The organism is Streptomyces sp. NBC_00310, assembly GCF_036208085.1.
In the GTDB taxonomy this organism is placed as follows: domain Bacteria; phylum Actinomycetota; class Actinomycetes; order Streptomycetales; family Streptomycetaceae; genus Streptomyces.
Map to the genome: position 1 here is coordinate 6,997,200 of NZ_CP130714.1, position 19,193 is coordinate 7,016,392.

General features: G+C 69.6%; 23 protein-coding genes and 1 pseudogene. 10 read left to right on the forward strand and 14 right to left on the reverse strand.

The window, feature by feature from the left end; all coding sequences use genetic code 11:
* Nucleotides 1-20: 20 nt before the first annotated feature.
* The 9 genes from OG202_RS30710 to OG202_RS30750 form a co-directional block, all read right to left on the reverse strand.
* Nucleotides 21-821 carry a TetR family transcriptional regulator gene (locus tag OG202_RS30710; protein ID WP_405896095.1) on the reverse strand — a complete coding sequence of 267 codons (801 nt, stop codon included), beginning with the start codon at nucleotides 819-821 and terminating at the stop codon, nucleotides 21-23.
* An 18-nt stretch (nucleotides 822-839) separates the two neighbouring features.
* Nucleotides 840-1,358 carry a thiol-disulfide oxidoreductase DCC family protein gene (locus tag OG202_RS30715; protein WP_326578351.1) on the reverse strand — a complete coding sequence of 173 codons (519 nt, stop codon included), beginning with the start codon at nucleotides 1,356-1,358 and terminating at the stop codon, nucleotides 840-842.
* A complete protein-coding gene (locus OG202_RS30720; RefSeq protein WP_326578349.1) occupies nucleotides 1,355-1,762 on the reverse strand; it encodes a hypothetical protein in 408 nt (135 codons plus the stop codon). Before OG202_RS30720 ends, OG202_RS30715 begins: the two co-directional genes overlap by 4 nt.
* A gap of 84 nt (nucleotides 1,763-1,846) precedes the next feature.
* Nucleotides 1,847-2,275, reverse strand: a complete 429-nt coding sequence (locus tag OG202_RS30725; RefSeq protein ID WP_327728089.1) for a VOC family protein — start codon at nucleotides 2,273-2,275, stop codon at nucleotides 1,847-1,849.
* A 4-nt stretch (nucleotides 2,276-2,279) separates the two neighbouring features.
* Nucleotides 2,280-2,609: a hypothetical protein gene (locus OG202_RS30730; RefSeq protein ID WP_328223918.1), complete on the reverse strand. Its 330-nt coding sequence runs from the start codon at nucleotides 2,607-2,609 to the stop codon at nucleotides 2,280-2,282.
* 374 nt (nucleotides 2,610-2,983) lie between these two features.
* Nucleotides 2,984-3,787, reverse strand: coding sequence for a hypothetical protein (locus tag OG202_RS30735; RefSeq protein WP_328223919.1), 804 nt, complete (start codon nucleotides 3,785-3,787; stop codon nucleotides 2,984-2,986).
* Nucleotides 3,788-3,871: 84 nt separating this feature from the next.
* The gene (locus OG202_RS30740; RefSeq protein ID WP_327728087.1) at nucleotides 3,872-5,248 is read right to left on the reverse strand and encodes an FG-GAP and VCBS repeat-containing protein; all 1,377 of its coding nucleotides are present in this window, start codon (nucleotides 5,246-5,248) and stop codon (nucleotides 3,872-3,874) included.
* Between the two features lie 207 nt (nucleotides 5,249-5,455).
* Nucleotides 5,456-5,773, reverse strand: coding sequence for a helix-turn-helix domain-containing protein (locus OG202_RS30745; RefSeq protein ID WP_326578342.1), 318 nt, complete (start codon nucleotides 5,771-5,773; stop codon nucleotides 5,456-5,458).
* Complete coding sequence (locus OG202_RS30750) at nucleotides 5,770-6,138, reverse strand: type II toxin-antitoxin system RelE/ParE family toxin (RefSeq protein WP_326578340.1); 369 nt, start codon at nucleotides 6,136-6,138, stop codon at nucleotides 5,770-5,772. Before OG202_RS30750 ends, OG202_RS30745 begins: the two co-directional genes overlap by 4 nt.
* 196 nt (nucleotides 6,139-6,334) lie before the next feature.
* Between OG202_RS30750 and OG202_RS46610 the strand changes: the two are divergent.
* The 4 genes and pseudogenes from OG202_RS46610 to OG202_RS30770 all read left to right on the forward strand — a co-directional run.
* Nucleotides 6,335-6,695, forward strand: a pseudogene (locus OG202_RS46610) (DUF7737 domain-containing protein); the annotation flags it as partial.
* Between the two features lie 140 nt (nucleotides 6,696-6,835).
* Complete coding sequence (locus tag OG202_RS30760) at nucleotides 6,836-7,360, forward strand: TM2 domain-containing protein (RefSeq protein WP_328223920.1); 525 nt, start codon at nucleotides 6,836-6,838, stop codon at nucleotides 7,358-7,360.
* A complete protein-coding gene (locus tag OG202_RS30765; RefSeq protein WP_326578334.1) occupies nucleotides 7,353-7,751 on the forward strand; it encodes a DUF2752 domain-containing protein in 399 nt (132 codons plus the stop codon). The genes OG202_RS30760 and OG202_RS30765 overlap by 8 nt, the downstream gene beginning before the upstream one ends.
* A gap of 325 nt (nucleotides 7,752-8,076) precedes the next feature.
* Nucleotides 8,077-8,340, forward strand: a complete 264-nt coding sequence (locus tag OG202_RS30770) for a TM2 domain-containing protein (RefSeq protein ID WP_326578332.1) — start codon at nucleotides 8,077-8,079, stop codon at nucleotides 8,338-8,340.
* 179 nt (nucleotides 8,341-8,519) lie between these two features.
* Here the strand turns inward: OG202_RS30770 and OG202_RS30775 are convergent, their stop codons facing one another.
* The 5 genes from OG202_RS30775 to OG202_RS30795 form a co-directional block, all read right to left on the reverse strand.
* Nucleotides 8,520-9,299 carry a succinate dehydrogenase iron-sulfur subunit gene (locus tag OG202_RS30775; protein ID WP_326578331.1) on the reverse strand — a complete coding sequence of 260 codons (780 nt, stop codon included), beginning with the start codon at nucleotides 9,297-9,299 and terminating at the stop codon, nucleotides 8,520-8,522.
* On the reverse strand, nucleotides 9,299-11,053 hold the full coding sequence (gene sdhA, locus OG202_RS30780; RefSeq protein ID WP_327728086.1) for a succinate dehydrogenase flavoprotein subunit: 1,755 nt from the start codon (nucleotides 11,051-11,053) through the stop codon (nucleotides 9,299-9,301). Before sdhA ends, OG202_RS30775 begins: the two co-directional genes overlap by 1 nt.
* A 23-nt stretch (nucleotides 11,054-11,076) precedes the next feature.
* Nucleotides 11,077-11,568 carry a succinate dehydrogenase hydrophobic membrane anchor subunit gene (locus OG202_RS30785; protein ID WP_327728085.1) on the reverse strand — a complete coding sequence of 164 codons (492 nt, stop codon included), beginning with the start codon at nucleotides 11,566-11,568 and terminating at the stop codon, nucleotides 11,077-11,079.
* Nucleotides 11,569-11,573: 5 nt separating this feature from the next.
* A complete protein-coding gene (gene sdhC / locus OG202_RS30790) occupies nucleotides 11,574-11,954 on the reverse strand; it encodes a succinate dehydrogenase, cytochrome b556 subunit (protein ID WP_078531457.1) in 381 nt (126 codons plus the stop codon).
* Nucleotides 11,955-12,347: 393 nt separating this feature from the next.
* Nucleotides 12,348-12,974, reverse strand: a complete 627-nt coding sequence (locus tag OG202_RS30795; protein ID WP_326578322.1) for a 2-oxo-4-hydroxy-4-carboxy-5-ureidoimidazoline decarboxylase — start codon at nucleotides 12,972-12,974, stop codon at nucleotides 12,348-12,350.
* 196 nt (nucleotides 12,975-13,170) lie between these two features.
* Between OG202_RS30795 and OG202_RS30800 the strand changes: the two genes are divergently transcribed.
* The 6 genes from OG202_RS30800 to OG202_RS30825 all read left to right on the forward strand — a co-directional run bounded on the left by OG202_RS30800 (nucleotide 13,171) and on the right by OG202_RS30825 (nucleotide 19,019).
* Entirely contained in the window at nucleotides 13,171-14,823 is a 1,653-nt protein-coding gene (locus tag OG202_RS30800) for a beta-N-acetylhexosaminidase (protein ID WP_405895306.1), read from the forward strand.
* 301 nt (nucleotides 14,824-15,124) lie between these two features.
* Entirely contained in the window at nucleotides 15,125-15,751 is a 627-nt protein-coding gene (locus OG202_RS30805) for a DUF4328 domain-containing protein (RefSeq protein WP_326578320.1), read from the forward strand.
* A gap of 90 nt (nucleotides 15,752-15,841) precedes the next feature.
* A complete protein-coding gene (locus OG202_RS30810; protein WP_327728082.1) occupies nucleotides 15,842-16,387 on the forward strand; it encodes a hypothetical protein in 546 nt (181 codons plus the stop codon).
* Between the two features lie 85 nt (nucleotides 16,388-16,472).
* The gene (locus OG202_RS30815; protein WP_327728081.1) at nucleotides 16,473-17,075 is read left to right on the forward strand and encodes a hypothetical protein; all 603 of its coding nucleotides are present in this window, start codon (nucleotides 16,473-16,475) and stop codon (nucleotides 17,073-17,075) included.
* A gap of 120 nt (nucleotides 17,076-17,195) precedes the next feature.
* Complete coding sequence (locus tag OG202_RS30820) at nucleotides 17,196-17,624, forward strand: hypothetical protein (RefSeq protein ID WP_327728080.1); 429 nt, start codon at nucleotides 17,196-17,198, stop codon at nucleotides 17,622-17,624.
* 156 nt (nucleotides 17,625-17,780) lie between these two features.
* Nucleotides 17,781-19,019: an IS256 family transposase gene (locus OG202_RS30825; protein WP_328223921.1), complete on the forward strand. Its 1,239-nt coding sequence runs from the start codon at nucleotides 17,781-17,783 to the stop codon at nucleotides 19,017-19,019.
* Nucleotides 19,020-19,193: the final 174 nt, after the last annotated feature.

Consider the following 19,193-nt stretch of genomic DNA (forward strand, 5'->3'; position numbering starts at 1 on the left):
GACCGTTCACCCGAAAGTGATCACTCCGCTCCCCGCCCCTTGACCCCCGGCTCCGACACCACCTTCGTCATCCCCGGCAGGAAGTCCGTGAACAGCTCGTGCACCTCGCGGACCAGTGGTCGCATCACCCGGAACCGCGCCAGCGAGACACCCCGGGTCGTCAGCCGGGCCCCCCGCTCGGCGAGCCGGTAGCTGCGCTCGCGTCCCTCCGTCCGGTCGAAGACCCAGTACATGACGAGCCCCATCAGGGAGAGCCACATCAACTCGGGCAGAATTTCCCGTAGTTCGTCCGGGACCTTGGCCTTCGACCCGGCGAGCACCTCGCGGTGGATGGCGATGGACTCCTCGCGCGGCCCCTCCGACTCGGGGGAGAAGGGGCTGAGGGGGCTGTCCGGATCGGCCGCGTTCTTGAAGAACTGCGCCGCGAACTCGTGGTACGGCTCCGCCACGTCCAGCCAGGCCTTCAGCACCCCGGCGATCCGTGCCTCCAGATCCGTCTCCCGCTCCAGCACCGTCCGCACCGCCGCCCGGTGCTCCGCGCCGATCCGGTCGTAGAACCCCTGGATCAGGTGCTCCTTGCCGGCGAAGTAGTAGTACGCGTTGCCGACGGAGACCCCGGCCTCCTTGGCGATGGCCCGCATCGTCGTCTTGTCGTACCCGCGCTCCTGGAAGAGCCGCAGCGCGGTCTCCAGGATCAGCGCGCGGGTCTGTTCGGACTTGGCGGTGCCCTTGGGGCCGGGTTGCTCGGCGCCGTCCCTGGGGCCGCCGGGCTCCGTGTCGACCTGGTCGGCGGGGGGCTCTGCGCTGGGGCTGTCGTTCACTGCGGGCACGGGCAGAGCCTAACGAGTCGGGCAGGTACCGGTGTCGCAGCCACCGGGAGGGCGGTACAGCCACCCGTACCGCCGGTCGTACGCCCATCCCGTCAGCTCGGCTCCGCCGCTCCCACAGCCCGAGCCGGGCTGCCGGTGGGCGCCCCGCCACTTCGCGGTGGTGAGTACGGCGGTGCGCGCGAGCCGGGCCCCCGCCGGGGTGCTCAGCCGGTGCGCGAGCGGCCGGTGCTCGCGCAGCGCCCACAGACACACGATCCAGGCGCCGGACCCCCGGTACACCTGCCCGCCGTCCCCCACGATCGTGATCTCCTCCAGCGTCGCCCCGTGATCGAGCGACGGAAACAGCAGCCGTGCCTCCTGCGACCCCGCCGCCACGAACGCCAGCGGCACCAACTGCCGCTGCCTGCCGAGCCACTCCCGCAGGAAGGCGCACAGCCCGCACCCGGTGTCGTACAGCACGGTGAGCCCGCGAACCGGGACGCGCTCGGCGCCCCGGCCCGCGGTGGCCGCCTCGGCCGTGGTGCTCATGCCCGCCCTGCCGGAGCGACCCAGCCCTGCGGCGCGACCGGCGGCAGCTGCTCCCGCTCCATCACGCCCCGCCGCCGGAACTTGTTCAGCACGAACACGTTCCCCAGGTGCAGCGCCCCGAGCACGAGCAGCACCACACCGAGCTTCGCCGACACCGCCTCGAACACCTCACGCGGGCTGCTGATGGCGCCGTCCGCGTTCAGATACAGCGCCACGAACCCCAGGTTCACGAGATAGAACCCGACCACCAGCAGATGGTTCACCGCGTCCGCGAGGTTCTCGTTCCCCCGCAGCACGTCCGCGAGGAAGATCCGCCCGTTCCTGCTCAACGTCCGCGCCACCCAGACCGTCAGCCCCACGCTGACCAGCAGATAGACGACGTACGCGATGACCGTGAGGTCCATGTCCCCACCCCTTCCCGGCTTCTTGAACGTGTTCAAAACGTTCTGAGGGAGACTGTAGACCTATTTTTGAACACGTTCAAGCGGTCATCCGGTGCGGGCCAGCTCCGGCCGCTTGGTGTAGTCCGTGAACCCGACGACGTTGCCCCAGGGGTCCGCGAACTCGACGGTCCACCCGGTGGCGATGGAGAACGGCGCGTCGAGCGGCGGCACCCCCGCCGCCGTGAGCGCCCGCGCGGCCTCCCGGGCGTCCCGCACCTCCAGCCACGCCCGTGCCGTCCCCCACGCGGGCGACCGGTGCGGCAACTCGTCCTCCACGCGGAGCAGCAGCCCGGGCGTCTCCTTGCCCACCTTCAGCCCCGCGATCCCGGCCTCGTCCAGCCGGAACGCCACGGCGAAGCCGGCCCGCTCGTAGAAGGAGACGGCTTCGCCGAGGTCGCCGACGGGGAGGAGGAGGTTGTCGAAGCCGAGCAGTTCGTACGACTCGTACGACTCGTGTGACTCGTTGTCTGACATGTCGTCAGATTAGAGCGTCGGTCGATGTAGCCGCGGGAGCGACAGCACGCGTCGCATGGCACGGTCGGGCTGACGGGCCTGGGCGTGGAGAGGGGGCCGATGGCGATCCGGGTTTCCAGTAGCTCGAGGGGGCGAGGTCGGTGGCGCCGGAGGAGTCGGCGCCGGAGGACAGGGAGTCCAGGCCGGTGCCACCGCCGCTCGCCGCGATGCCCTTGCGGAGCATGAGCTGGGAGTGGACGTCCGTGCGGTACACCATGTCCGTCACTCCGTCGCCGGTGATGTCCAGGACGGTGACGATGTCGCCCTCGGTCCAGGCGGAGGCCGAGCCGGTCACGAACTCCCGTGCTCATACGAGGGATTCGGTCGCTGTACGGCCCCACGCGCCGACGGGCGGCTGCGGCTGAGCGTGTGGGACAGCAGCCCGTGTCTGCCGCGCGAGAGGCCGGAGCCGGGGCTCGATGCCGAAAGCGGACGGGGGCTGTGGCTGTCGAGGGCGTGCGCCGACGAGTGGGGGCATTACCTCGTCGTCAACGGGCGGCGTAGCGGCGGTGGTAAGGAGGTGTGGGCGGAGTGGCGCTTCCCGGGCGTATAGGCCGAGTGGGCCGCCCGTTCGCGGAGGATGGGCGGCCCACTCAGGAGCTATAGCTTTGAGATCAGGAGAGGCGAGGTGCGTGGCCCCCTGTCAGACCTCTGTGTCAGACCTCTGTGTCAGACCTCGCAGCCCCCCACCCGCCGGCTGCTCACCGCGATGTCGTCCATCCGCATCTCGAACGCGGCCGGTGCCGGGTTCGCCTGGTACAGCTGCCAGCCCAGCTTGAGCTTGTCGAAGGTGGGGAAGACGAAGTCGTCCGTCGTGCCGCCGTGGTTCTTCGTGGAGACGGTCAGGTCGGGCTGGGCCACGCCGTTCAGGTAGACGGTGACGCGGTTGTCCGTGGCGTCGAGGTGGAACTCGGCGCACTGCCACTTTCCGGCGACGGCCGGAGCCGAGGTCTTCCAGTTGGTCCAGTCGCCCGTCGGGCCCAGATCGGAGCCCACGCCCCAGAAGTTGCCGGGCTCGGTGGGCGCGTACTGGCCGCCCAACGGCCGCACCAGCGTGGGGGAGTCGGCGCCGGAGGCCTCCGCGAGGGTCCAGTGGGCCCAGTCGGGAGCAGTCGGGAACTCGGTCACGCGCAGCCGCATCCGGGCCCAGAGGCTGTTGCCGGGCGGGGCGAGGTCGGACAGGACGACGAAGGCCCGTCCGTTGCCCTCGGTCCGGATACGGAGTTCACGGCCACGACCGTCGGTACCAGGCTCGACGGACAGCGTGCCGTTGGAGGCGTCAGTGGTCCAGCCCCGGCCCTTGGTCACCGGGCCGAGGGGGAGGTGATTGAAGTTCTCCCGGACGAGTGTGCCGCCGTACGTGTGGTCGGACGTGTCGTGCGGGACGGGCGTCGCCGAGGCTGTGGGGGGTATCGCGACAAGGATCGCGGCCGCGGCCGACAGTGCGGCCGCGGCTTTCCTCAGGTTGGTCATGGGGTCAGTCTGTGATCAACCGCCCCATCAGTCACACAAGTTGGTCGCGATCCAGCCAAGCGGCAACGTCCCTGCGCGCCGCGGCTACTGCGGGAAGCCCGGCTTCAGGCTCAGCTCCGTCACGGTGCCCGTCGTGATTCCGGACGCGCTCGCCCGGAAGAACAGGCTCGTCTCGCGGTTCACGCTCCCGGCGAGGAGGTCCTTGTCACCGTCACCGTCGAGGTCGCGCAGGCGGATGGCGGAGCCGAACATCTCGTACTCCTTGGGGTTGCCCGGAACTCCCTCCGTCGCCCGGCTGAACCACTGGGAGCCGGTGCCGGCCAGGCCCTTCTTGCCGCCGCGCAGGATGTGGAAGCCGCCCGCGTCCTTCGCGGAGCCGACCTTCTCTCCGGGGACGCCGACCGCGAGGTCCGGGTAGCCGTCGCGGTTGGTGTCTCCGGCGGAGAGTTCGTACCCGAAGCCGTCACTCTTCGACGCGGCCGTGGCGACGCCGGAAGTGGCCTGGGTGAGGCGGTACTTGGCGGTCGGGCCGCTCTTGCCGCCGCGCACGACGACCACCGAGCCCGCGCCCTTGTTGTACGACGTGTCGCTGACCGCCAGGTCTCCGTAGCCGTCCTTGTCGAAGTCCGCGACGACGCCGGTCGGGTCGTAGTCCGGCTCCGAGTTGTTGATCGCGACCAGCTTGTCGCTCCACTTGACCGTCTTGCCGCCGCGCAGCAGCCAGGCGTCCTGCGTCATCTTGTCCTTGCGGTACCCCTGTCCGAGGACGTACAGGTCGGTGGCCTTGTCCTTGGTGACCTTTCCGGCGACGAGCCCGGTGGGTTCGAAGGTGTGAGTCGGGCCTGAACGGGTGTGCTTGGTGACCTTGCCCGTCTTGCCGGCCCGGGTGAAACCGCCCCGGTAGATGTGGACGGTGTCGAGGCCGTCGGCGACCGCCAGGTCCGCCTTGCCGTCGCCGTCGAAGTCGCCGGTTTCGAGCTCGTTGCCGAAGCTGAGGTGGGACTTCGCCTTGACGGGGAGCCGGGTCGCCTTGGTGCCGAGGCCGGACTTGGCACCCCACATGATGGTGACCGCGCCCGCACTGACCTTCCCGTTCACCTTCTCGCTGCGGTCGGCGACCGCCAGATCGGCGTAGCCGTCGCGGTTGAGGTCGGCGGCGGCGAGATCCTCACCGAACCCGTCGCCGTAGCCGCCCGCGTCACCGGCCGTCCCGGGGACGCCGGCGCTCTTCTGCGTGAAGGTCTTGGTTGTGCTGCCGGGACCCGTGGCGGTCCCGTACGTCACGGTGAACTCACCGTAGCCGGGGATCGCGTAGTCCCGGTACCCGTCGCCGTTGAAGTCGTCGGCGTACTTGGCGGGGGAGGCGCTCGCGGCGCCCGTCGTGAGGGTGAGCAGTCCGCCGGTCAGCGACACGGCCGCGGCCGTCGCGAGAACCAGGCGGGTATTCCTGCGCGTGAACATGCGTCTCCTGCGGTGTGCGCGGGGCTCACTGGGCGGCCCGGCGCTGGTATGGGTGCCTGTGAGGGCAGAGCGCGTACGACTGATGTCGGGCTCGTGGTTCGCCCGAGGCATCGGTGTATTGCGTGGCTTTGCCGAACAGGCGTACAGAGGAGACACGCGTCGAGACGCGAGGGTTGAACGGGACGCGTGGGATTCAGGAGCGCCGGACTACGCCACCACGACCCGGGTCCCATTGAAGTTCGCGACGATCTCCAGCTCCCCGCCCAGCGCCTCCACGTAGGCCGCGACCGTTCCCACCTCGGCGGAGTCGGTCCTGCCGCGCTCGATGGCGGACACCCGTTCCTGTCGTACGTGCATACGGTCGGCCACCTCACGCTGGGTGAGGCCGAGTTGCCTGCGCATCTCGGCCAACCGGTGCGCACGTGCCTCGGCGACCATGCGCCGGGCACCCGCCATGATCTCGTCCAGGTCCTCGGTGTCGAAGACCTCTTCCTTGACCTCGTCCCATGAGTGAAAGCTGGTCATCGCTCTGTCTCCTTGTGACGGCGCCGGGCCAGGTGGTCCAGCCACTCGGTATAGCGTTCCTCGGCCAAGGGGATCGCGCGGCGGTACCACGCCGTCCATCGCCCCGCCTTGTCACCCGCGACCAGGAGTACCGCGCTGCGCTCGGGATCGAAGGCGAAGAGAATCCTGATCTCGGTGTCTCCGGCCGAGCCCGGCCGTAGTTCCTTGAGGTGGTGCAGGGTGGACCCCTTGATCCGGTCCACAAGAGGGCGTCCCAGGTCCGGGCCCTCCTCGACAAGGGCCTGAATCGCCTGGCCCACCAGCCGTGCCGTGGTGCGGTCGTCCTTGCGCAGTCTGTGTAGCCAGTCGCGCACCTCTCCGGTCATTTCAAGATGCCAGGCCATCAACGATCACCGCGTAGTACGTGTGCATACTAGTACTCTGGTGTACTGGCCGTCATCCGGTCCGGCAGTCCGGCGCAGATCACCCGATGGAGTGGCCCCTCTCTCGTGGGCTGCTCCCACCCCCTGCTTTCAGTGCCACCTTCGGTTCAACTCCCCTGCTGACCCTCAGAAGTCGGCGCTCCCTGGACTCGTCCTCTCCGAAGTGCTGCGTGACGTCGTCCTGTTCGTCGGAGTGGTGGCCGGGGGTGACGGCCCGACCTGGGCAGGACGGCGGGCCCGGCGGGCGCTTCCCGAGTACTGGACGTCGTGCGCCTTCGGTGCGCTGAACCAGGGTGCCGCGGCCCGTCGGAACGGGAACGGGGACAGCAATGAGAGGGGGCAGTAACGGGAACGGAACTCCGCAGACCGGCTATCTCCCCTACGAGGGCGACCGTATGCTCGTTGTCATCCTCAGCAAGGCGATGCTGCTCGCCAAGGACACGGAGATCACCGACCCGACGATCCTCAGCCAACCGGCACCTGTGATCACGGGACTGTGACTCCGCCCACACGCGGGAGTCGGTTCGGCGCCCGGCCGAAGTAACAACTTCTCTCCGGGCCCTTCCCTCCTGCAATATGACGGACAGCCCATAGTGAGTTTTTCAGCCGCTCAAGCAAACAACACGCAGGAGTCAGTACCGTGACCGAGCAGCCTCAGCAGCCCGCTCAGCCCGCTCAGCCCGCTCAGCCCCCGCAGCCGCCGCAGCCCGGATACGGGTACCCGAGCGGCGCCCCGGGCCAGCCGGGCGCCAACCCGTACGGCGCCCCGCAGGCCGGCGACCCGTACGGGGCTCCGCAGGGCGGCTACCAGCAGCCGGGCGCGGGCCAGCCCGGCTACGGCTACCCGCAGCAGGGCGGCTACCCGCAGGGCGGTTACCAGGTGCCGCCCACGCCGGGCGGCGCGTACACGGGTGACCCCAACGCCCCGTACGGCTACGACCCCTATGGTCGCCCGTACTCCGACAAGTCCAAGATCGTCGCGGGCATCCTCTCGCTGTTCCTGGGCGCCTTCGGTGTCGGCCGGTTCTACATCGGCCACGTCGGCCTCGGCGTCGCGCAGCTCCTCACCTGCGGCGGCCTCGGCATCTGGTCGCTGGTCGACGGCATCATCCTGCTGACCGGCAGCAACACCACGGACTCCAACGGACGTGTCCTGCGTGGCTGAACGCGGCCTCACCACCTTCCGGCATCCGGCGGCGGCCCCCTTCGCGGTGGCCGCCGCTGGGCTGGCGGGCGCCGCATACCTGTACGGCACCAACCCGCACGAGCCCAGCCATCTGCTGCCCCAGTGCCCGTTCCGCTATGTCACCGGGCTGCTCTGCCCCGCCTGCGGCGGCACCCGCATGGTGTACGACCTGATGCACGGCCAGTTCGCCGCCGCCTGGCACGACAACCGGGTGCTGCTGCTCGCCGCGCCCTTCGCCCTGGCGTTGCTCGGCCGCTGGTTCGTCGAGGGAGTGCGCGGCCGCCGCTGGCGCCCCGAACTGAAGCCCCGCACCCAGGCGTTGATCCTGGGTATCGCGGTGACGTGGACGATCGTCCGCAATCTTCACTGAGCGATCACGGCCGAATCGGGCTTTCTTCCCGCCGCCGGCCCCCGTAAATCCCTTACGCCCGCTTTATGTCGCCCAGTTGTCGCAAGTTGGCTGGAATCGGATCACGGAATCGGAACGATCGCCTTATTCCTCTCCCATCCGTCCCACGAGTCTCACTACGCTGCAACGGCGACAGGGGGGATGACGGGGGATTACGTCGTGCTCGATCGTTGGCCGGTGTTCGCCGTGCCTGATTGCTGCCGGTATTGTGCCGCGCCTTCTCTCCTGTGATGCCCCCCGGAGCAATCCGCTTCGGTTTCAGTCAGTACATCCAGGAGTTATTTCCATGACCGTCCCCACCCCTGACGCTCCCTTCGGCCACGACCCGCAGGGTCGCCCGTACTCCGACAAGTCGAAGATCGTCGCGGGCGTCCTGCAGCTCTTCCTCGGCACGCTCGGCATCGGTCGTTTCTACGTCGGTTCCGTCGGCGTGGGCGTCGCCCAGCTCCTCACCTGCGGTGGTCTGGGCTTCTGGTCGCTGATCGACGGCATCCTGTTCCTCACGAGCAACGACCGCACCGACTCGCAGGGCCGTGTCCTGCGCGGCTGATCGCGCTGAGGATCGCCGCGAGGTGATCGACCGATGGGCCTCGTCCACCGCGGAGCTTCCCCGGAAGCTCCGCGTGGGGACGAGGCCCTCGTGCGTGGGCCGCACACCCGCCTCCGCCGGGAACGCGGAAGGCCCGCAGGTGAACCTGCGGGCCTTCCGTCACGGACATCGGCGGCGGATCAGAAGCGGCGCGTGATGAGCGCCCGCTTCACCTCCTGGATCGCCTTGGTGACCTCGATACCGCGCGGGCAGGCGTCCGTGCAGTTGAACGTCGTACGGCAACGCCACACGCCGTCACGGTCGTTGAGGATCTCCAGCCGCTGCTCTCCGGCCTCGTCACGCGAGTCGAAGATGAAGCGGTGGGCGTTCACGATCGCGGCCGGACCGAAGTACTGGCCGTCGTTCCAGAACACCGGGCACGAGGACGTGCACGCGGCGCAGAGGATGCACTTCGTGGTGTCGTCGAAGCGCTCGCGGTCCTCGGCGGTCTGGAAACGCTCACGCGTCGGCTCGTTGGTGTCCTTCGTGATCAGGAAGGGCATCACGTCCCGGTACGCCTGGAAGAACGGCTCCATGTCCACGACCAGGTCCTTGAGGACCGTGAGGCCCTTGATGGGCTCGATCGTGATCGGCTTCTCGGGGTTGATGTCCTTGATCAGCGTCTTGCAGGCCAGACGGTTCTTGCCGTTGATCCGCATGGCGTCCGAGCCGCAGATGCCGTGGGCGCAGGAGCGGCGGAAGGTCAGGGTGCCGTCCACGTCCCACTTGATCTTGTGCAGCCCGTCGAGGACACGCTCCTTGGGGTCGATCTCCAGGACGAAGTCCTGCCAGCTCGCCTCGGCCGCGACCTCGGGGTTGAAGCGGCGCACGCGGAACGTGACCGTGATGTACGGGGAATCGGCGAAGCCGGGCTCGGGGCTGCCTGCCGCGTCCGCCTTGTCCAGGGTCGGGGTTGCCATCAGTACTTACGCTCCATCGGCTGGTAGCGGGTCTGGACGACCGGCTTGTAGTCGAGGCGGACGGTCTCGGAGCCGTCGTCGCCGACCTCGCGGTACGCCATGGTGTGACGCATGAAGTTGACGTCGTCCCGGTTCGGGTAGTCCTCGCGGTAGTGACCACCGCGGGACTCCTTGCGGGCCAGCGCCGACACGGCCATGACCTCGGCCAGGTCGAGCAGGTTGCCCAGCTCGACGGCCTCCAGGAGGTCGGTGTTGAACCGCTTGCCCTTGTCCTGGATCGCCACGTTCTTGTAGCGCTCGCGCAGCTCGGCGATCTTCTCGACGGCCGTCTTGATCGTCTGCTCGGTGCGGAACACCATGACGTTGGCGTCCATGGTCTCTTGCAGCTCGCGCCGCAGCTCCGCCACGCGCTCGTTGCCCGTGGCCGAGCGCAGCCGCTCGATCTGCTCGACGACCAGCGACTCCGGGTTCTCCGGCAGCTCGACGAAGTCGGCCTTCTGGGAGTAGTCGGCGGCGGCGATGCCCGCCCGCTTGCCGAACACGTTGATGTCGAGCAGCGAGTTGGTACCGAGACGGTTGGCGCCGTGCACGGAGACACAGGCGACCTCACCGGCGGCGTACAGGCCCGGGACGACGGTGGTGTTGTCGAGCAGGACCTCACCCTCGACGTTCGTCGGGATGCCGCCCATGGCGTAGTGCGCGGTCGGCTGGATCGGGATCGGGTCCGTGTAGGGCTCGATGCCGAGGTACGTCCGCGCGAACTCGGTGATGTCCGGGAGCTTGGCGTCGAGCTGCTCCGGCGGGAGGTGCGTGAGGTCGAGGTAGACGTGGTCGCCCTCGGGACCGCAGCCGCGGCCCTCGCGGATCTCCGTGTAGATGGACCTCGACACCACGTCTCGCGACGCCAGGTCCTTCATCACCGGCGCGTACTTCTCCATGAAGCGCTCGCCGTCCTTGTTGCGGAGGATGCCGCCCTCACCGCGGGCGCCCTCCGTCAGCAGGATGCCCATGCGCCAGATGCCGGTCGGGTGGAACTGGAAGAACTCCATGTCCTCCAGCGGCAGACCCCGGCGGTACACGGCGGCCTGGCCGTCACCGGTCAGCGTGTGCGCGTTCGACGTCACCTTGAAGAACTTGCCGCAGCCGCCGGACGCGTAGATCACGGCCTTCGCCTGGAAGACGTGGATCTCGCCGGTGGCGAGTTCGTACGCGACGACACCCGCCGACTTCTTGACGCCGTCGACCTCGGTGATCAGCTGGTCGAGCACGTAGAACTCGTTGAAGAACTCCACGCCGTGCTTGACGCAGTTCTGGTAAAGCGTCTGGAGGATCATGTGGCCGGTGCGGTCGGCCGCGTAGCAGGAGCGGCGGACCGGGGCCTCGCCGTGGTTCCGGCTGTGACCGCCGAAGCGGCGCTGGTCGATCGTGCCGTCCGGCGTGCGGTTGAACGGCAGGCCCATCTTCTCCAGGTCGAGGACGGAGTCGATGGCCTCCTTCGCCAGGATCTCGGCGGCGTCCTGGTCGACCAGGTAGTCACCGCCCTTGATCGTGTCGAAGGTGTGCCACTCCCAGTTGTCCTCCTCCACGTTGGCGAGCGCGGCGGCCATGCCGCCCTGCGCGGCGCCCGTGTGGGAGCGGGTGGGGTACAGCTTGGTCAGCACGGCGGTGCGGCTGCGCTGCGTGGACTCGATGGCCGCGCGCATACCGGCGCCGCCGGCGCCGACGATGACGGTGTCGTACTTGTGGATCTTCATGATCGGTTGCCTCAGCCCCGTGCCTAGCGGATGTTCGGGTCGAAGGTGAAGATCACCAGCGTGCCCAGCAGGATGGTGAACACCGTGGCGGTGTAGAGCAGGCCCTTGAGCCACAGCCGGGTGTTCGCGCGCTCGGCGTAGTCGTTGATGACGGTACGCAGGCCGTTCGCGCCGTGCAGCATCGCGAGCCACAGCATCAGCAGGTCCCAGGTCTGCCAGAACGGCGAGGCCCAGCGACCCGCGACGAACGCGAAGCCGATCTTGGAGACACCGCCGTCGAGGACGAGCTGGATCAGCAGGTGGCCGATGACCAGGACGACCAGGACGATGCCGGACAGGCGCATGAAGAGCCACGCGACCATCTCGAAGTTGCCGCGGGTCGACCTGGGGGTCTTCTTGGTGCGCTTGCGGGGCGGCTCGATGAAGGGGGCCGGGTTGTCGGGGCTGTAGCCCGACAGCTCCTCGGCGCCCTCGACGGGGCCGATGCCGGATGCGGTGGTTTCAGTGGCGGACATCTGCCTCAGCTCCCGAAGACTTCACGGACGGCGTGGCCGAGGACGGGGTACAGGGCCCCGATCATCAGCACGAGCCAGATGCCGACGACGGACCAGAGCATCGTCTTCTGGTGACGGGGGCCGTTCGACCAGAAGTCGACGGCGATGACCCGAAGACCGTTGAGCGCGTGGAAGAGGATGGCGGCGACGAGGCCGTACTCCAGCAGCGCGACGATCGGCGTCTTGTACGTGGCCACGACCTTGTCGTAGGCGTCGGGGGAGACGCGGACGAGAGCGGTGTCCAGCACGTGTACGAACAGGAAGAAGAAGATGAGGACGCCGGTGACTCGATGAGCCACCCAGGACCACATTCCTTCCCGGCCGCGGTACAGCGTTCCAGCCGGCACGGAAGAACCCTCCGGGAGCGGGGATTGGGGCCGGCCGGCTTGCTTGTCGGTCTGACCCGGCCGGGTACGGTCCACCGGCCCCGGCCATGGTAGCGACGTCGTTGCACTTGGCTTAAGCCGGGAGGGTTGGTGTGATCAAACTGGCATACAAAGGTGCACGTAAGGGTGAGTAGCGGGCGGCATTCGGGGCGGGGGTGCTGGTGGGGTGCCGGGTGCGGGTTCGTTGTGGCTGGTCGCGCAGTTCCCCGCGCCCCTGGAAGGTCGCGGAGTTCCCCGCGCCCCTGGAAGGTCGCGGAGTTCCCCGCGCCCCTGAAGGATCGCGCAGGACCCCGCGCGCCTAGAAGGTCGCGCGGTTCCCCGAGCCCTTGAAGGATCCCGCAGTTCCCCGCGCGCCTAGAAGATCGTGCGGTTCCCCGCGCCCCCGAGGTGGCCGGTCAGCCGCTCTGCGGCCAGGTGGCGCAGTTCCTCCGCCACCACCACCCGTTCCTCCTCCGGGTCGTTCCCCAGGCGGGAGCGGATGCCCTCCAGGGTGCGGTCGAGGAGTTCGTCCGGGTGGGAGGTGTCCAGGGAGATGACGAACACGTGGCCGAAGCGGGCCTCGTAGGCGGCGTGGGCGGCGTTCAGGGCGGTGTGGGCCACGCCGTAGGTGTCGTCCGGGAGGGTGGGGAGGACTTCGCCGGCGAGGGCCTCCGCCAGGTCGGCCGCCGTGAGGTCGTACGCGGCCTCGTCCGACGCGGCGAGGAGGGCGTCGAGGTCGGGGTAGGGGCGGTGGTCGGTGAGGCGATGGGCCCAGCGGAGGCTGCGCAGGCAGGTGAGGAGGGTCTGCCGGGCCAGGTCGGCGGGGGCGTGGTTGAACTCCTCCAGGGCCGACGGGCCGGGGGTGCGGGCCTGCTCCGGGATGGCGACCTGGCCGGGGAGAGGGGGGAGGCGGTGCGGAGGCAGCGTGGATCCTCGGCGGTGCGTAGGGGTCGGCTGGGCAGGCCGTGCGAAAGGTGCCACCACGTTATCGAGGCGGGTCATGAGCTGTCCGTTCGGTGCCCGGAATTCACCCGGACGGAAGAGTTTCGGAACCTGTGGTGGACGGGTGGTGCGGTTGGACGTCGTAGGTTCGAGAAGGGGCTCGGAAGAGAGTCGGGAGAGGACCGGGGGAAGGACGCGGGCGAGAGGTGCGTGAGATGTCGTGGATGCTGACCGGGATCGGGACCGGGGGCGTGGCGTGAACCGGGGTCGGCGCAGGGCACCCCGCAGGAAGACGGCGATCACGTCGAAAGGGTTGCTCCTGGGCGCGGGCGTCGTCCTGGCGGGCGGCGCGGTCGCGGCGGCTGTGACCGTGTGGCCGGGCGACGAGAAGCGCACGCCCAGCGGGGCGCAGCCGTCGCCGGGCCGGTCGTCGCTGAGCGAGGCGGAGAGTTCGCCGTCCGCGTCCCCGTCGCCTTCGCGCACGTATCCGCTGTCCGGGAAGCCCCTGACCATCCCCGCCGTACGGCAGCACGAGGCCGCCCGTGGCCCCGGCTGGAAGCCCGCCGACGGGGGCCGGGTCGTCGTACGGAACGCGGCGCTGGCCGACGAGGCGCGCTTGACCGCCGGGGAGCTGGGGCTGGCCTACGCGGGGGAGACCGAGCCCCGGGACGGGGACGTGGAGCTGGCGCTCACCGGGGCGGACGCGCCGCGGTCGGAGGCGTACACGCTGACGGTGAAGGACCGGCGGGTACGGATCGCCGCGCCCGCCGAGGCGGGTGTCTTCTACGGGACGCGCACCCTGAAGCAGGAGGTGCGCGGCGGCGGTACGGCGCCGGAGGGCGTCGTCCGGGACGAGCCGGCCAAGCCGCAGCGCGGGTTCATGCTCGACATCGCGCGCAAGCACTTCACGGCCGGCTGGATCGAGGACCGCATCCGTGAGCTGGGCGACCTGAAGTACAACCAGCTCGGGCTGCACTTCTCCGACGACCAGGGCTTCCGGATCGAGTCCACGAGCCACCCCGAGGTGGTGTCGGACCAGCACCTCACCAAGGCCCAGGTGAAGAAGATCCTGGACCTCGCGGAGAGCCGGCACATCGAGGTCGTACCGGAGATCGACTCTCCCGGGCACCTGGGAGCCGTGATCGCGGGCAATCCGGGGCTCCAGCTGAAGAACGCGCAGGGCGTGGCCGCGAGCGGAGCCGTCGACATCGCCAACCCCGAGTCCGCCGAGGTCGTCGACGAGTTGCTCGACGAGTACGCCGACCTGTTCCCCGGCGCGTACTGGCATCTCGGCGGTGACGAGTACCGGGCGCTGATGGTGTCGAACCCCGAGGCCTCCTATCCGCAGCTGGCCGCCGCCGCGCGGCAGAAGTACGGCTCCGGCGCGACCGTCGCCGACCTCGCCACCGGCTGGCTGAACGACCGCGCCAAGGTGATGCGCGGGCACGACCGGACGGTACGGGCCTGGAACGACGGGTTCTTCCGGGGCGGGTCCGTCCAGGCGGACAAGGCGATCCAGGTCGCGTACTGGACGGGCAAGGAGATCGGGGCCCGGCCGCCGGTCGAGTATCTGAGCGCCGGGCGTCAGGTGATCAACTACAACGACGAGTACCTGTACTACGTCCTCGGCGAGCCCAACCAGTTCGTCTACCCGACCGGGCAGCGCATCTACGAGTCCTGGACGCCACGGGTGCTGCGCGGCATCACCGCCGTCCCCGCCCAGTACGACGACCAGATCCTCGGCGGTGTCTTCGCCGTCTGGTGCGACCTGGCGAACCGGCAGACCGAGGCGCAGGTCGCGGCGGGCGTCCGGATGCCGTTGCGGGCGCTGTCGCAGAAGCTGTGGGATCCGGCGAAGCCGGGGATGAGCTGGGCGCAGTTCCGGGAACTGGCGGGGAAGGTGAGCTGAGCCTCCGGGGGCGCCGGGGAACGGAATCGGGTGGACGGGCAGGGCGGGTGAACCGTATGTTCCGAGTGTTCTGAGCGCCGAGCGTCAGGGTCTGGGGAGAACCGCGTTCGGTGCGTTTCGACCACACGGGGGCTTCACGGTGAACTGTGCGCGCTGCGGAAACCATGCGGCGGCACCCGGCGGCGAGCTGTGCCGGTGGTGCGGGGCGGCAGCCCCGCCGCTGCCCACGCACCCGGCGCGGCCCGCTCCGCCGCCGCACGGGGCGCCCTGGCTGCGGTCACCGGTGGGGTACGGACGGGCTGTGGCGGTGCTGCTCGGGGTGGTCATCGCCGTCGACCTGCTCTCGATAGGGGCGGACATCGCGTTGCTCGACGTGAGTGGCCGGATGGCGGACGGGGAGTCGCGCGCGGCCGTCGCGCGGGATGCGGACTCGGCGGACCTGCTCGTCGATCTGGCCGGTGGCCTGCAGATGCTCAGCTTCTTCGCCACCATCGCCGTTTTCCTGGTGTGGTTCCACCGGGTACGGGTCAACGCCGAGGTGTTCGACCCGTCCGGACACGGGCTGAGGCGGGGCTGGGCGATCGGGGGCTGGTTCGTGCCGCCCGTGCTCCTGTGGTTTCCGCGACGGATCGCGATCGATTGCTGGGATGCGAGCAGTCCGCGGGAGAAGCCCCGGTCGCACGCGCTCGTCAACGCCTGGTGGGCGCTGTGGCTGATCAGCGTCGTGGTGAGAGAGGTGGCGGACAAGGCGTATTACGAGGCGGAGGCGGGCGCGGAACACCGGTCGGCCGCCCTGCGGATGCTGTTCGCGGACGCCGTCGAGATCGTGGCCGCCGTGCTCGCCATCCTCTTCGTCGTCACGCTCACCCGGATGCAGGACGACAAGGCGCGGAGCGGCCCGCGCGAACCGGAGCCCGTCTCCCTCTGAGCCCGTCTCCCTTCGGGGATGTCTCCGCGCAACCGTACGGATTGCCCGATTCCGGAGCGAACCGCCGTACGGGTGTGGTCTATTCCCGGTATGGGGTACTGGGGGTACTACGTCGTGGGCAGAAGCGAGCGGCCACTCGCGGAGCTGGACGCGCTGACCGGGGCCGAGGGCATGACGCTGTGTGCGACGGCGGCCGACGGCTGGCAGGTGTGGGCGTACCCGACGGGCGCGCCCGGTGGCGAGGCCACGGGGGACGCCGGGGACACCGGCGACGTCGGGAACATGAACACGCTCGCCCGGGAGACGGACGCGCCCGCGTTGTTCGGTTACGTCATGGGCAGCGACTGTGTGGTCGTCGAGGCCGCCGGGCCGGAGAGCGGGGCGTGGACGACGTGCCTCGCGCGGCGCGCCATGGCCGCGTATCTGGGTGACGGCGAGGGGCTCACGGTCGAGGACTTCTTCCTCGAACCACGCGACGCCGCCGAGCGGGCCGTCGCCTGGGCCGCGGAGGCGGGACGGGCGGTCGTCGAACAGTCGTTGGTCGAGGTGTTGAGCGCAGAACCTGGACCGCCGGACCTCCTGGCTGAAAACATTCTCTTCCGGTTGCTCGACCGGCTCGGGGTCGTCCCTCTGTGACACTCCCGTGTCGTCGCACGCAGTAAGGGGAAGTGCGGGCTCCGTATAACCGGGGCATGATCGAGCGGGATCTAGGGGAGGCGCGATGAGCCTGGTGGAGCTGATGGCCCAGGCCGACGAACGCGGTCTGGCGGCAAGCGGGTTGGCTTGTTTGGACCGCTGCGTACCGCTTCTCGGGGGTGACGACGAGGTCTTGCGTCCGCTGTGGGCGGGGCTGGTGGACGACGGGGAGGGATGGGGCGAGAGGGTGGCGAAGGTGCGCGGCGAACTGGCCCCGCACGCCTCCGAGTCCGCCTCCGACTCCGTACCCGGCTCCACACCCGGCTCCGGTGGGGGCGAGGAGGTCGTCCTGCTCGCCCGCCGGATGCTCGACGCGGTTCCCGCGGAACGGTCCGGTGACGGGCTGCGCGAGTGGGCCGAGGTGTGTTCCGTCTCCGCTCTGCGGATCCATCAGCTGCTCGACCCGCTGGACGCCGGGGGCGACGACTCCGTGGCGGCCTGCCGTGAGGGGCGCGAAGAAGGAGCCTCCCATCTCGTCGCCGCCGAACTACGGCGGCAGGTCGTGGTGTTGGACCTGCTCGCGCAGCACGGCGCGGCGGGGCTCCGGCAGGCGCTCGGTGTGGCCACGGAGGGGCGGCGGGTGCTGCGGGCGGTCGTGTCGCGGCGGGCGCGTGGAGCGCGGCGGTAAACCTCGTTTCCCTGGCGGGTCCTGTGGGTGTCCTGGGGCCGGGTGTGGCGGTCCTGCGCCGGTGTCGGGGACGGCCCGAAAACGCGAAACGTCTGGTGCGGGGCGGGCGCTATTCCGAGTGTGAGCGCACAGCAGACATTCAGTTCGGTCAGTACCTCCGGCCGGCCGGCGAGCCCCGGGAGCCGGTCCGGGAGCGCGGCGAAGCCCCTTCGGTGGGCGGCCGACGCGGTGGCGATGATGCGGGAAGGGGCGCGGGTGCGTCTCGACTACTCGGCGCAGAGTCTGTGGCGGGTGGACCGGATGATCGAGGACATACGGCGGGAGGGGGCGCCCTTCGCCGCCGTGGAGGGTGCGCTGCGGGGGTTCGGGGCGTACGGGGGTGAGGTCGTCGTGCGCTGGGCCGGGGGCGAGTGGGTCGAGTCGGACGGGGCGTACTGGGTACGCACCTGGGACGGCCGCTTCTGGGATCCCTTCGACGAGGCCCGCCGGTGCTTCGCGGGGGACGGGTCCCTGCGGTTGCTGTGCCATGACGCGATGCCCTCGGGCTGACGCCGGGGGATTTCGCGCCCCCGGTTGCGTCCTGGGAAGTGGTGTACGGGTTCGACCTGATCCGGGGGTTTGCTCCGGCTTCAGAGTGAGGCCCGCATAGACGAACGGCCACCGGCTGATCTTCGAAGTGTCGAAGCCTCGAAGGAGATCAGCACGATGACCGCACCAGACAGTCTGCCCCTGCACGCCCTCGCCGAGGACAACCTCGCCGCGGCGAGTCCCGATCTGCTGCGCGCGATGGTCAAGACGTTCGCCGACGCCCTCATGTCCGCAGAGGCGGATGCCGTCTGCAACGCCGAATACGGGCAGGTCAGCGACGAACGCGTCAACCACCGCAACGGCTACCGCCCACGCGAGTGGGACACTCGCGCCGGCACCGTCGAGCTCGCCGTCCCCAAGCTGCGCCAGGGCAGTTACTTCCCGCACTGGCTCCTCGAACGGCGCCGACGGGCCGAGCAGGCCCTCATCAGCGTGGTCGCCACCGCCTACCTGCTCGGCGTGTCCACCCGGCGGGTCGAGAAGCTCGCCGAGTCCCTCGGCGTCACCCAGCTGTCGAAGTCCCAGGTCAGCGCGATGGCCCGGCACCTGGACGAGCAGGTCGCAGCGTTCCGCAACCGGCCGCTGGACGCCGGGCCGTATGCCTTCGTCTGGGTGGACGCGCTGACCCAGAAGGTCCGCGAGGGCGGCCGCATCATCAACGTCCACGCGCTGATCGCGGTCGGCGTCAACGCCGACGGGCACCGCGAGATCCTCGGCATCGACGTCGCCACGGCCGAGGACGGTGCAGGCTGGCTGGCCTTCCTGCGCTCGCTGATCGCCCGCGGCCTGTCCGGCGTCCAGCTCGTCGTCTCGGACGCGCACGCCGGCCTCGTCGACGCCATCGGCGCCGTTCTGCCTGGCGCGTCCTGGCAGCGCTGCCGCACCCACTACGCCCGCAACCTGCTGAGCCAGGTTCCAAAATCGGCCCAGCCGTGGGTGGCCACGCTGCTGCGGACGGTCTTCGAACAGCCCGACACCGACGCCGTCCGAGCACAGATGGCACACGTCCTGGACGCGCTGGATGCCAAGTTCCCCAAAGCCGCAGCCCACTTGGACACCGCCCAGCATGACCTGCTGGCCTTCACCGCGTTCCCGCGTGAGATCTGGCGGCAGATCTGGTCGAACAATCCGCAGGAGCGACTGAACAAGGAGATCCGCCGCCGCACCGACGTGGTCGGCATCTTCCCCGACCGCACCGCCGTGATCCGGCTCGTCGGCGCGGTCCTGGCCGAGCAGAACGACGAGTGGACCGAGGCCCGCCGCTACATGGGCCGCGAACTCCTCGCCAAGGCCCGCCTCCACCCGATCGAGTCAGAAAACGACGAGTCCGTCCTGCCCACCGAACTCACCGCATAGCCTCAAACGAGATCACCGAGTGGCCGTCGATACACCACTCCAGCGGACGTGACCTCGCCCCCGCCGCCCCTACCCGTCCCATCCTCAAGGGGCTGCGCCCCTTGGACCCCCAGCCGCGGATCTCCAGCCGCGGGTCCGGTGGGGCTTCTCGCGCAGTTCCCCGCGCCCCTGACC